6 protein-coding genes are annotated in these 13,100 nt (G+C 69.1%); 2 read left to right on the top strand and 4 right to left on the bottom strand.

All coding sequences use genetic code 11. The annotated features are described in order from the left end of the window. Positions 1 to 86 precede the first annotated feature (86 nt). Positions 87 to 1,121 (bottom strand): MraY family glycosyltransferase, encoded by a 1,035-nt coding sequence (locus tag ACIBW9_RS14585; protein WP_398954780.1) that lies wholly within the window; start codon positions 1,119 to 1,121, stop codon positions 87 to 89. A gap of 231 nt (positions 1,122 to 1,352) precedes the next feature. Here ACIBW9_RS14585 and ACIBW9_RS14580 point away from each other — a divergent pair, with 231 nt between their 5' ends. Beyond that, positions 1,353 to 3,635 (top strand): (Fe-S)-binding protein, encoded by a 2,283-nt coding sequence (locus ACIBW9_RS14580; RefSeq protein ID WP_398954779.1) that lies wholly within the window; start codon positions 1,353 to 1,355, stop codon positions 3,633 to 3,635. A gap of 76 nt (positions 3,636 to 3,711) precedes the next feature. On the opposite strand, the gene ACIBW9_RS14575 is transcribed toward ACIBW9_RS14580, so the two are convergent. Then, positions 3,712 to 4,038, bottom strand: coding sequence for an antibiotic biosynthesis monooxygenase family protein (locus tag ACIBW9_RS14575; RefSeq protein WP_398954777.1), 327 nt, complete (start codon positions 4,036 to 4,038; stop codon positions 3,712 to 3,714). Positions 4,039 to 4,091: 53 nt separating this feature from the next. Here ACIBW9_RS14575 and ACIBW9_RS14570 point away from each other — a divergent pair, with 53 nt between their 5' ends. Further along, complete coding sequence (locus ACIBW9_RS14570; protein ID WP_398954775.1) at positions 4,092 to 5,435, top strand: FG-GAP repeat domain-containing protein; 1,344 nt, start codon at positions 4,092 to 4,094, stop codon at positions 5,433 to 5,435. 30 nt (positions 5,436 to 5,465) lie between these two features. On the opposite strand, the gene ACIBW9_RS14565 is transcribed toward ACIBW9_RS14570, so the two are convergent. Together ACIBW9_RS14565 and ACIBW9_RS14560 are read right to left on the bottom strand one after the other, a co-directional pair. Beyond that, positions 5,466 to 5,711, bottom strand: coding sequence for a DUF2283 domain-containing protein (locus ACIBW9_RS14565; RefSeq protein WP_398954773.1), 246 nt, complete (start codon positions 5,709 to 5,711; stop codon positions 5,466 to 5,468). A gap of 2 nt (positions 5,712 to 5,713) precedes the next feature. Further along, on the bottom strand, positions 5,714 to 12,784 hold the full coding sequence (locus ACIBW9_RS14560; protein ID WP_398954771.1) for a polymorphic toxin-type HINT domain-containing protein: 7,071 nt from the start codon (positions 12,782 to 12,784) through the stop codon (positions 5,714 to 5,716). Between the last annotated feature and the right edge of the window lie 316 nt (positions 12,785 to 13,100).

Genomic DNA, 13,100 nt, shown 5'->3' with positions numbered 1-13,100 from the left:
CCTCCAGCTGACTTGAGTGGAACGGACTCAAGTGTGCACGACACCCGGCGATGGGTCAACAGACCTGAGTCGGACCGACTCAACTCTTATCCGTTCCTTACACGCAATGGGCCGCTGACCTGCGTCGATTGCGTGGGAACGGGCCGCCGGAGGCCGTAGACAGGCACCCGAAGGAGCATGAGGACGACGACGAGTACCACCGCCCCCACCCAGTACACGGCGGACAGCGCGGTCCACCCGATGTGCATCAGCACCCCGACAAACACCCCGGCGAAGGCCCCGATTCCGGGCAGCACGGTCGCCCCCTGCGGGGTCAGCCCCAGCCGCCGCAGCCGGTGGGCGACATGGTCGGGTCCGCCGCGCAGCGGCGGCCGCCCGGCCAGCCGCCGCGACAGGACCACCAGGAGCACGTCGGCGCTCGCCAGGGCGGTGAGCGAGAACAGCACGCCCGCACTGGGGGCGAGCCCGTAGCCCGCCCGGGTGAACACGGCCGACGCGGCGAGCAGGAACCCCGTGAACAGCGACCCGCAGGCGCCGAGCCCCACGCGCGCGGGCGGCCAGTTGTGCATGAGGAACCCGGTCAGTGCGGCGGCCAGCACGCTCAGCAGCACCGCGAGCCCGTCCATCAGCTCGGCCGCCGCACAGGCACCCACCCCGAAGGCGGTGAGCACCCCGACGGTCCCCGCGAGCGCGTCCGCATGGTCGAGCGCCTTGAACCCGATGGCGACGAAGACGATCCAGCCGACGGCGAGCAGCCCGGCCGGCACCCCGGTCTCCTGGTACGGCACGACACTGGCCGCCGCTACGGCCGTACCGGCCACGAGGACCCGCGCCTTGACCCGCCCGATGTCCGCGATGAGCCCGAGCAGGGCGACGGCACCGCCCGCGATCAGCAGCCGCCCCACGCCGGCCCCGAGGGGCGCGACGCCGCTCCGGTCCATGGCCACCGCCACCGCGCAGGTGGCGAGCACCACGGCGAGACCGCCGAGCAGCGGCACGGGCCGCTGCCGCTGCCGTCTCCGCTCGACGATCCCGAGGCGCAGTGCGGGCACCCGCAGCAGTGCGGTGAGCACGGCGGCGAGCAGCAGGGCGGTGGTGGCGGCGGCGATCCCGTATAGCACGGGTCTAAGTTAGGCGCAAATGTACCAATTTGGCATGAATAACACGATCGCATCGTCGCAAGCCCGACAGCAGGCCTGGTCACAGGCCTGATCCCGGACCATTGAGGCAACCCTCAGCGACGCAGATCACCGCACGCCCGGCTACAGTGCGACAGAGGATGGGGGTAGTCTCAATCGGACTACATAAGTTACCGCTTAGTAATGACCCTCGCAGTCCCGAGGAGCCCCCAAATGCAACTCGCCGCGATCATCGTGTCGCTGGTCCTGACCGTGGTCGGCGTTGCGCTGCTCGCACGCGCCGTCGGTCAGTTCGTCCGGTACTTCAAACTGGGCCAGCCGGTGCCGGCCGGCACCCGGACCGACAACCCGTACGCGCGCAGCGTGACCCTTGTCAGGGAGTTCCTCGGCCACACGCGGATGAACCGCTGGGGCATCGTGGGCTTCGCCCACTGGTTCGTGGCGGTCGGCTTCCTGACGCTGCCGCCGACCCTGGCGCAGGCCTTCGGGCAGCTCTTCCAGGCCGACTGGACGCTGCCGGTCGTCGGCGACTGGCTGCCGCTGGAGATGTACACCGAGTTCATCGGCGTGATGACGGTCCTCGGCATCCTCGTACTCATCGCGATCCGCCTGTCGAACCTGCCCTCCCGCCCCGGCCGCAAGTCCCGCTTCGCGGGCTCCAAGTCGGGCCAGGCCTACTTCGTCGAGTACGTCATCCTCACCATCGGCCTCGCGATCTACGTGCTGCGCGGCCTGGAGGGCGCCATCCACCACGTGGACGGCTACGACGCCTCGTACTTCGCGTCGTACCCCCTGGTCCTGGCCTTCAAGGGGCTGAGCGTCAGCGCGCTGCAGAACCTGGTCTACCTGGTCGCGATGATCAAGATCAGCACCTCGTTCATCTGGATGATCGTGGTCTCGCTGAACACCAACATGGGTGTGGCCTGGCACCGGTTCCTCGCCTTCCCGAACATCTGGTTCAAGCGCAACGCGGACGGCTCGACGGCCCTGGGCGCCCTGCAGCCGATGACCTCGGGCGGCAAGCCGATCGACTTCACCGACCCCGGTGACGACGACGTCTTCGGCGTCTCCCAGGTCGAGCAGTTCTCCTGGAAGGGCCTGCTGGACTTCTCCACCTGCACCGAGTGCGGCCGCTGCCAGTCGCAGTGCCCCGCCTGGAACACGGGCAAGCCGCTCTCCCCCAAGCTCCTGATCATGTCCCTGCGCGACCACGCGCACGCCAAGGCGCCCTACCTGCTCGCGGGTGGCGGCAAGACCATGGAGGGCGAGGAGAAGGCGTCCGAGGAGCAGCTGAAGGACGTCCCCGCCGCCGCTCTCGCGGAGGCCGAGCGGCCGCTGATCGGCACCGCCGAGGAGAACGGCGTCATCGACCCGGACGTCCTGTGGTCCTGCACCACCTGCGGCGCCTGCGTCGAGCAGTGCCCGGTGGACATCGAGCACATCGACCACATCGTCGACATGCGCCGCTACCAGGTGATGATCGAGTCCGCGTTCCCGTCCGAGGCGGGCACGATGCTCAAGAACCTGGAGAAGAAGGGCAACCCCTGGGGCCTGGCCAAGAAGCAGCGCCTGGAGTGGCTCAAGGAGGTCGAGTTCGAGGTCCCGGTCGTCGGCCAGGACATCGAGGACCTCACCGAGGTCGAGTACCTGTACTGGGTCGGCTGTGCGGGCTCCCTGGAGGACCGCGCCAAGAAGACCACGAAGGCGTTCGCCGAACTCCTCCACATCGCGGGCGTCAAGTTCGCGATCATGGGCGGCGACGAGAAGTGCACCGGTGACTCCGCCCGGCGTCTCGGCAACGAGCCCCTGTTCCAGGAACTCGGCATGGAGAACGTCATGGCACTGAACATGGCGTTCGGCGAGGAGCTCGACGACGACGGCAAGGTCGTCCCGGAGTCCGCCAAGCCGAAGTCGGCGAAGAAGATCGTCGCCACCTGCCCGCACTGCCTCAACACGATCGGCAACGAGTACCCGCAGCTCGGCGGCGACTACGAGGTCATCCACCACACCCAGCTGCTCCAGCACCTGGTCGACGAGGGCAAGCTGGTCCCGGTCACCCCGGTCGAGGGCATCATCACGTACCACGACCCCTGCTACCTGGGCCGCCACAACAAGATCTACACGCCCCCGCGCGAGATCATCGCCAACGTCCCGGGCCTCAGGAACGAGGAGATGCACCGCCACAAGGAGCGCGGCTTCTGCTGCGGCGCCGGTGGTGCGCGCATGTGGATGGAGGAGCGGATCGGCAAGCGCATCAACAACGAGCGCGTCGACGAGGCCCTCTCCCTCAACCCGGACATCGTCTCGACGGCCTGCCCGTTCTGCCTGGTCATGCTCACGGACTCCGTGAACGGCAAGAAGAACGACGGCAAGGCCAAGGAGTCGATCCAGGTCGTCGACGTCGCCCAGCTGCTCCTGGAGTCCGTCAAGACCCCGGTCGACCCGGCCGGCGAGGAGGAGACGGAGACCGCGCCGGAGCCTGAGCCGGTGAAGTAGTCCGCAAGGCGACACCAGGGCGCCCCCTGTCCGGAGAAGGACAGGGGGCGCCGTGCTGTTTCCCCACCGGAAGCGCCTATGCGCCCTTGGGCCCCGCCGACTGCACCACGTCGAACGACCACAGGGTCGAGCCGGAGGCCGCCGGCTTCGGGCGCTCGGCGCCCTCGCCGCCGCCCTGGTGGGCGGACTTCATCGGCCCCTCCATCCAGGCCTGGAAGGACGCCTCGTCACGCCACCGCGTGTACACCAGGTACTGGTCGGTCCCCTCGACCGGCCGCAGCAGCTCGAACCACTCGAAACCGTCGGAGTTCTCCACGGCGTGGGCCCGCGAGGCGAACCGCTTCTCCAGCACCTCGCGCTGCTCGGTCGGCACGGTCAGCACATTGATCTTGACTACGCTCATGCCTCCATCTTGGACCCCGCCCCGCTCCGAGCGACTGTCGCCCCACCCCGAACATGTGCATCATTACCGAGGCGTTGTCGACGGTGCTGACGGGGTGGACGGTGCGCGTGCGAAGAAGCTGGGCGGCGGTTACGGCGTCGGTGAGCGGCTGTCTCCTTCTGCTCGCCGCCTGCGGCCCCGGCGGGGACACCGGAGCCGCCCGCCCCACGCCCGTCCGGATCGCGGACACCCCGGCCAAGCTGCCGATCCCTCGCGGCAAGGGCAGCAAGACCCCCGACGACTTCAACGGCGACGGCCACCGCGACCTCGTCCTCGACACGCTCGTGAAGTCCCGGAGCCACGCCGACGACGCGGGCATCGGCGTCGTCTACGGCAGCGCGCGCGGACTCACCCCGGGGGCACGGCAGTTGCTCGGCCCCGCCAGGTACGCGGCCCGCACCAAGGGCCGACTCCCCCACGTCTTCGACGCGGAGGCGAGCTGCGACCTCGACAGGGACGGCTTCACCGACCTGATCGTCTCGACCGATCCGCCCTACGACGGCCAGGGCCGCCCCCCGGTCCCCCTCCAGGTCCTCTTCGGCTCCCCCGGCGGCCTGACCCACGCCGTCACACTCACCGTGCCCGCCGTCGCCCGCTTCGGCAACGACTGGCCCGACCAGCCGGTGTGCGGCGACTTCGACGGCGACGGCGCCCAGGACCTGGTCCTGCACGCGTCCGGGGAGCAACTGAGCTATCTGCGCGGCCCGTTCAGCCGCAAGGGCACCCCGCGCGCGGCCGGTGCCCCCGTCCCGTCACCGGGTGAGGCCCCCACGGGCCCCGCGGCCGACGTCAACCGCGACGGCTACGACGACCTGGTGGTCCGTGCGGCGGAGGGCGAGAGCAAGGCGTCCGTCGTCCTCGGCGGTCCCGCCGGCCCCACCCGCACCGGCACCGTCCTGCCCGTGGGCCTCGACGTCGCCCTCGGCCGCTTCGGCAGGGGCGGCGCCCTCGACGCGGCGGTCGGCACCCTGGACGAAACGTTGCTGCGCTACGACCTCCCGACCGCCACCCGCACCAGCCTCCGCTCCCCCGGCTCCCTGCTCGACGCCGCCGACCTCGACGGCGACGGCCTGAGCGAACTCGTCTCCAGCGGCTCGGGACTTCGGGTGTTCCGAGGCCGTACGACGGGCCTGTCCACGGCAGGCACGGTGACCGTGGAACCACCGGCCCGGGGAACCACCCAGGTGCTGGCCGTCGGTGACTGGGACGGGGACGGCCGGGCGGACCTGGCCGTGCGGACCTACCGGGGCGAGACCAAGGACACGGTCGCCGTCTATCCCGGCAGGAAGAAGGGGCTCCTGACGGCGAAGCCCACGGTCACCTTCTCGACGTCGGAGTTCCTGGCAGCGGCCAACTGACCTCACATCGGCCCCAGAAGGAGGCCTCGTTCATCCGGTGTCCGTGTCGAGCCGCATCGCCTGGTCGAGCAGGGACTGGGGCACCTTCGAACGAGCCGCCAGCACCTCCACACCGATCAGCCGGCCGTCCTCGTCGAAGTCGAGGTTGATCATGCCGCCCACCTCGACGGGATCGCAGGGATACATGCGCGCGACCGCAGGCTCCGATCCCGGTTCGGCGAAGGAGATGTACGCCGCGTCCGCCTGCCCGTCGTAGGTCACCCTGACGTCCGCCATGGTCACTTCGCTTCCCGGAGACGGTTGATGTAGGCCTGATCGACGTTGGTCATGACCGTGTTGACATTGCCGTCGACGGTCTTGGCGACGAATATCTTCGAATCCGGGTCATAGTAGCCAATCTTGTACTGGTCATCATGCTTGTAGGAGAAGGGTGTTCTCTCCAGCACGGCCTGGGCGTCCTCCTCGGAGACGCCGCGCTGCTGCAGACGCTGCACGGCATGGCGCGTGAAACCGCCGGCGCCGACGGTCTCGTCGGGAGTCTCTCCCCGGGCGACCGCGTCCCAGGCCGCCTCGCTCTCCGAGGCGACCGCCTCGCCGGCGCCCTCGCCGCGGGGCACGGCCGGCTCTCCCCAGTTGCAGTAGCACTCGTCCGCGTGCTCGGAGATGCCGCAGGAGTTGTGCACCAGCACCGGGGTTCCGTCGGCCATCACGTAGTACGTGTGAAGTTCCTGGACGGTGAGGTTGTACATCTCCGCGGCCCCGGGGCGGACGGTGACCGCGTCGATACGCAGGTGGCCACCGGTGGGGGTGACGACGGTATGCCCCGGCTTGATTCGGCCGGCCGGGATCCAGGCGTGGAGGGTGGCGTCCCAGAACGGGTGGCGTGAGGTGGTGTGGAGGGTCGTCCGGTGGCCGTCGGTGCCGCGGATGGTGACGTCGACCAGGTCGTCGTCGCGGTGGACCAGCCGAGCGGTCACCTTCCGGGAGCCACGGTGCTTCCCGGTGGCCGGGTCCGCGCTCTCCACCCGGTCACCGGGTTTGATCCTGCCGATCGGTTTCGTCTTGCGATTGGCCATCAGGACCGGTGTCTTCGGATCGAAACTGCAGAAGGGAACGCCCTCCACCGCTGCCTGCATGGCGATTCCGGCAGCCAGGTCACCGAGTGACTGGCACAGGCTCACGGCCTCGCAGGGATTGCTCGGGACGTTCTTGATGTCCGTCCAGTTGTGGTAGAAGTGCTGGAATCCCTGGCAGGAACTGGTCCACAGCGAATCCTCAGCGGTGCAGCGCTCCCGGAAGTAGAGCTCGACGTTCCGCACCGGGGAGAGGTCCGCACGGTAGGTCCCATAGTTGACCATCATGTTGACGGTGGGCACGGGATGGGCCGAGTTCCACGACTTCAGAAGCTTCATCGGCGGCAGATAGCCTTCGTCTCCCGGTGCGTCGTAGCTGGTCCCGTCGTAATCCTTCGACGCGGGGTCGTTGTGCGACTTGTACGGTCCGTATTCGCCGTTGCTGCCGGAGCAGAAGTGCGGGTAGCACGACTCCAGGCCGGTCGGGTCGGCGGAGGCGACGGGGTTGTCGGCAGCGTAGGTGTAGCCGCCCAGTTCCTGCGGGTTGGTGGCCTCCAGCACGGGGTCGACGCTGATGAAACTGCCCAGTGCGGGGTCGTACTTACGGGCTCCGACGTCGGTGTAGCCGGTGCTCTTGTCCTGGGGTTTGCCGAGGTAGGAGTGGGTGGGGTCGGGCCAGGCAGTGGTGTTGGCGCCGGTGCGCGGCTGGCCGTAGGGGGTGTACTCCTCTCGGGCGACCTGCTGAGTGGTGGCGTCCATCGCCAGGGTGGCCGTGCCGTGCGGGTCGCTGAACAAGTACTTCAGCCCACCGCCCGGGAGGCTGGAGCGTACGGCCACGGGCACGCCGGTGCCGCCGTGGCTGTAGGTGCGGACGGCGCCGAGCAGGACGTTCGGAGTGGCAGTGGTGTCGACGACGATTTGGGTGTCGCCCGCGAAGAGGGTGGTCTGGCCGGGGTCTCGGCGGATGAGCTGGTTGCCGTCCGCGTCGTAGAGGTACTTGGTGGTCGTGGGACTCGCGCCCGTGGTGTTCACCTGGGCGAGATGGCTCTCGTCGTCCCAGGTCAGGGTCTGGCCGGGGCCGGTGGTGGGGGTACGGGTGTGCAGGTTGCCGTCTTCGTCGTAGGTGAAGCCGGTCGGGTTGGTGCCGCCCGTGGTGGCGGTGAGGGTGTGGGGCTGGGCGCCGGTGCGGTTGCAGCCCGCGGTGCAGCCGTCGGTGTAGGTGGTTGTGGCCGTTGCGCCGGAGCCGCCGATGGCGTGGTCGACGCTCTGGTGGCGGTTGCCGATGGCGTCGTAGCTGAAGGACTGCCAGTAGGCACCGGCCGTCTTGGCGAGGCTGGTGGAGGTCGGCGGGTTTGCGGCGCAGTTGTCGTTGGCGGTCCAGGCGTCGGTCAGCCGGTCCAGCGCGTCGTAGCCGTAGCACTGCTGGTCGGTGACGGTGTTGCCGGTCTCCGACTGCTGGTCGGTGGCGGAGGTCGGGTTGCCGGAGGCGTCGTAGGTGTACTTGGTGTCGTCGACCGCAGGACCGGGAGCCTGAGTCCGCTCGACGAGGCGGTCGCTCAGCCGTCGGGTCTGGTCGTCGTAGGAGTACGTGGCCCAGGCGGGGTTGGTGGACGCGCCGAACGTCAGCCTCGACGGTTCGCCGTAGTTCGTGTAGACGGACGCGGCGACGTAGATGTTGGCGCTGCTGCTCGTCTTCAGCGGGTTGCCCAGCGCGTCACGGCCGTAGGTGATGGTCTCGCTGCTCAGCCCCTGGGTGCGCGGGTCGGACTGCGTCGCCGGCAACTGGTCGCGCGTGGTGTAGGTGAGCGTGGTGGTGTACGTCGACGGCAGCGGTGCCTCCGACGCGGGCAGGGTGATTCTGGTGCCGGTCGGTTTGCCGAGGCTGGTGTAGCCGGTGGTCGCGACGGTGTAGCCGCCGGTCACGCCCTGGACGTAGCGGGTGGAGGAGGTCGGCAGGCCGATGCGCAGGGTGTCGTAGGTCCAGGAGGCGAACTGGAAGTCGGACTTCGCGTGGTCGGTGGCGGTGAGCTTGCGGCCCAGAAGGTCGTAGGTGTAGTCGAGTTCGACCTGCTTGGCGTCGGTGGCGGAGATCAGGTTGCCGGCGTCGTCGTACCCGTAGCTGCTGCTACCCGCGTCCGGGTCGGTCTGGGACTTCTTGCGCCCGAGCAGGTCGTGGTCGGTCTTCCACACCGTCTTGTCGGGGCCGGTGATCCGGTTCTGCTGTCCGGCCGTGTCGTAGCCGTAGGTGGTGGCCGACGTGGTGCCACCGGTGGCGGTGAAACCGGTCGCCGAGGTCCCGGTCAGACCGGGCGGGGCGGTGTACTGGTCGAGCTCGGTGGTCTGGCCGCGGGCGTTGACAACGGTGGTGGTGGCCACGCCGCCCTTGGGTGGCACGACGGTGGTCCGGTCTCCGGTGGTGGCGGTGGCGGTGGACCAGGTCCTGGCTCCGTCGTGCTCCTCGGTGACCAGGTCGGCGCGGCCCTGTCCGTCGTAGTCGGTGACGGTGGTGTCGGGGATGGAGACCTGGGAGACCGAGACCAGCTTGCTGCCGGGGCTGCCGCCCACGTTGTAGGCGTTGTTGGTGGCGACCTTCCAGCCGTGCGAGTCGTACTGGGTGTCCGAGACCGTGGTGCTGGAGTTCTCCGCCGTCGCCTGTGTCTGCAGCGGGCGCAGCATCGCGTCGTACAGCGTCTCGCTGGTCTTGTAACTGCCGTCGTCCAGGAGCGTGTTGGAGGCGACGACCGAGGGTGCCGACTGGGACAGGGTGTAGCTGTAGGTCATGTTCGCCGGCGCGCTGTTGGCCTTGATCTCGTTGGGCAGCCACACTCCGGTCTGCCGGCCGAGGGCGTCGTAGGTGAGAGAGGTGAGCAGGCCGGCCGGGTCCGTCTTGGAGACGGGCACGGCCCGTGCCGGGTCCAGGGTGTTGCCGGCCAACTGGCAGTCCTTGGACGAGGTGGTGACGGCCGAGCAGTCCACACCTGGCGTGACCTGGGTGATGGTGGTGGTGCCGGTGGGAAGCGCGCCGGTGGCGGGCGTGTAGGAGGTGAAGACGGTCTGCGCGAGACTCTTGCCGTCCGGCGAGGTGGACTTGGGGGTCCGGGTGACCTTGGTGACGCGGCCGTAGGAGTCGTACCTGGTGGCGGCCTCGTCGACGAAGGCGGTCGCCGCTGCGCCGCTCGCGGCCGACGCCTGCTGGACGAGGGTGACGTCACCGGTCCTGGGCAGGGCGGGGTTCTGCTGCCCGTCGCCGTCGTAGGCGAAGGGATTGGTGTCGTACGACGTCCTGGAGTCGGAGATCAGGGTGCCGCCGGGGTTCGCGCCGGCGGCGGAACAGTCCTGGGCCGTGGTGATGGTCTCGGCGGGCAGCACCAGGGTGGCCGGAGTGCCGGTGAGGTAGCGGGTGTAGGTGCACTTCGCGACGTTGTCGCTGTCGGCGCTCTCGCCCCGGTCGTCGACCTGCACCGGCATACCGGTCGTCGACTTGCCCAGGGTCGTGTTGTAGAAGGTGTCGGTCTCTGTCCTGCGCCAGCCGTACGAGACCGCCTGCCTCGTCAGCGTCTTGGCGGGGCGGACCATCAGCGCCGTCAGGTCGGGTAGTCCGCTGCGGCTGCGGCTGGCCGTGGGACCGATGATCGTGGGCACGCTGACGACGGCCTTGTCCAGGCTGCCCGTGGCACTCGTGTAGGTGTCGGTCTCGAAGGTCTGGCCCGCCAGGGCGTTGTCGTCGGCGACCGAGGTGGCGCCGTCCTGGCTGGTCAGGTCGGGTACCGAGCGGGTCTTGCCGCCGGGCAGGGTGTCGCCGTTCATGCCCAGGAAGTAGTACGTCTTGGTCAGCGTCCTCTGGTCGTGGACCTTGGCACCGTCGGTGAGGTGGAAGACGTTCGGGTCACCGGTGGTGACGTCCACCTCCGGGTAGCCGCGGAACTGCCCCCAGGTGCGGTTCTTGGCCTTGACGAGCTCGTTGTCGTCGTAGCGCCATCCGGGATTGCCCTTGTAGACGTAGTCCGTCTCCAGCTCGGGCTGGGTGCCGTCCTGGTAGGAGTTGTTCGGGTCGATGGTGACGACCGAACCGACCTTGTACTTGTAGAACCAGTCCATCCACGGCGCCGGCTGACCGTCCGGTGTCCAGTACACCGGGAAGCAGGACAGGGTGTTGGTGGAGGCGAAGGTCTTGGCCGCCGCGTCGTTGGGGTCGTTCGGGTCGCTCGCCGGCGCGCTGGAGCAGTCCGGGCGGTCGTAGCTGACGGTCGTCTGGGCGCCGGTCTCCGTGGTGACCGTCTGGATCCGGTCGTGGTACATCAGCGGCATCTGCGGGATCGTCCCGACCCGGTTGGGCAGCTGCAGCGGCGGGTCGAAGCTCACCGCCGGGGTCGAGGTGCTTCCCGAGGCGCCGCCCAGGGTGTCCAGTCCGGTGTGCTGGACGGAGTCCAGCCACAGGGTGGGGGCGTGGTCGCCGCCGTCGGGGAAGGACTGGATGAAGCTGTACTTGTCGACCTGCTTGGTCGCACCGCCCACCTGGATCTGGGTGGTGATGGAGGTCAGGCGCTTGCGCGTCCAGAAGCTCGGCCCGTGGTTGGTGCAGCTCGTCGAGCCCGAGGTGCAGTTGAGATCCACGGGGACGTCCGGCCAGTAGGCCGCGTTGGCCACGGTGAACTGGCTGTCCGCACAGGTGTTGCCGGACGGGGTGCCGGGGATGCAGCGCTCGGCGGTGGCGAAGAGGACCTGCTCCGGGGCGGTGCCCGAGTAGATCGTCGAGGACGTCATGCCGTAGTCGATCCGGGACAGGGTGCCGCCTCGGACGTACGACACCGCGGTGTCCTTCATGTCCGCGCCGTAGTAGCCCGTTTCGGGCGAGTAGTACCAGGCGGTGGCGTTGCCGTGGGTGTCGACGACGTAGTCCAGGTTGAACCGGTAGCCGAGCGTGCAGGAGGTGGCGGCGAAGTCGGTGCTGTCCGGGCAGTCGGACACACCGCTGTGCGCGTGGTAGACCGGCTCGGTCCACACGGACTTGGTCTCGTCATTGCCGCTGGTCCATCCCGGCAGGCGGTTGCGGCCGAAGAAGTACTGCACCCCGCCCTCGGTGACCTTGAAGTACTCTCCGTTCGCCGTGCCGTTCGTGGCGTCGGTCAGGTCCTCGATCCTGGTGCCGGCGTCGTCGGCGGCGGGGCGGAAGGTCTTGGTCGTGTCGTCGTAGACGATGTCGGTGGACTTGCCGTTCAGTGACAGGGTGAGGATCTGCCCCGCCCAGCACTGGTCGCCGTCGTTCTTCGGTGCCCCGGACGCCGAGTCGTCCTTGCAGGACTTGTAGGTGCGCTCGACGTAGTTCTCGGTCGAGGCCCAGCCGTCGCCCAGCCAGGAGGACTGGTTGTTGGTCCCCTCGGTGCGCGCGTCCTGCGTGGAGGAGCTGTAGGAGAGGTCGACGTTGGGGACCGCGCCACCGATCGCGGGTGGCACCGAGATCGGATAGCTGTAGGTGAACGCGCCCGTGTTGCCCGAGGTCGACCAGGAGCCGCCCGGCGACAGGCTGGTCGCCGAGTAGTCACCCGACGAGCCGGAGGTGCCCGAGGTCGCAGCCATGACCACCGTGGCGCCGGACGCACCGGTCGCCGAGCTCGACAAGCCGGCGGAGTCCGCCATCAGCGGTGCCGGGCCCCCCACGGTGACCTGCGCGGACAGCGGCGTGCCGGGGGCGGTGCGCACGGGGATCTGCGCCTGGCACCTGGCCAGCTTCGGCGTGGTCAGTGCGCAGGCGGGAAGCCGGACCAGGTGCAGGCGGGAGGCGAAGTCGCCGCCGAAGGCGTAGCGGAACGACGAGTCGTCCACCCGCAGCGCGATCCTGCCGCCGCCGGGGGAGGTGCGGTGCAGGGTGAAAAGGACGCCGTGCACACCGGCGGCGCGCGCGGTCTTCTGGTCCAGCACCGACACCCGCACCTGCTGCGAGCCGATGACGCCGGCCGAGCGCGGCTGAGCGTCGGCGGCGCCGAGCAGGACGGGTGTGGATCCGGCCCGCACCTGCGGCGCCCTGACGCCCGCGGGGGCAGCCAGGGCCGGCAGGGTCACCACGGCGTCGGCCGCCGCGGGAAGCTTCGCGTGCCCGGTGGGATCGAAGTGCTTGAACCGCTTGGGGGCGGAGTGCCGCTCGGGTGTGGCATGGGTGAAAGGGATCCGCTTGTCGCGCGGAACGGCGGGAGCCGTCACCTGCGGCCCCGCGGCAGGAGTCGCCGTGGCCACTCCTGCGGGCAGCAGGCCCACCACCAGGACACCGGCCGTCGCCACTGCCGTGCGACGGACCCCCTGGGTGCCCCAGACGGCCCAGCCGCGTCTCCATCTCGATGTCCGCGCCACGATGCTTCCCCTCCCCCTGCTCAAATCGCCCAACGTCCAGCGCATGTGGCGATTTGAGTGCATGACAGAGCGGAGGCGCAGCTCATTCCGGCCCCCCGCGGATCATCACGCTAGGTCCTGAGTTCGACACGGCATGCAAAGGATCTCCATAAGAAGAACAAAGGAATCACCCGGGCGGGAACGCAAGTTGCTGCACATGCGTCAAAAGCGGACCTCGAACACCCCTTGGACCGTCCGTTGTTGATGG

Origin of the sequence: Streptomyces sp. NPDC049541 (genome assembly GCF_044465725.1) — a bacterium.
Lineage (GTDB): Bacteria > Actinomycetota > Actinomycetes > Streptomycetales > Streptomycetaceae > Streptomyces.
The sequence above is the reverse complement of the archived record's forward strand: the minus strand, read 5'-3'. Positions and strand labels throughout refer to the sequence as shown.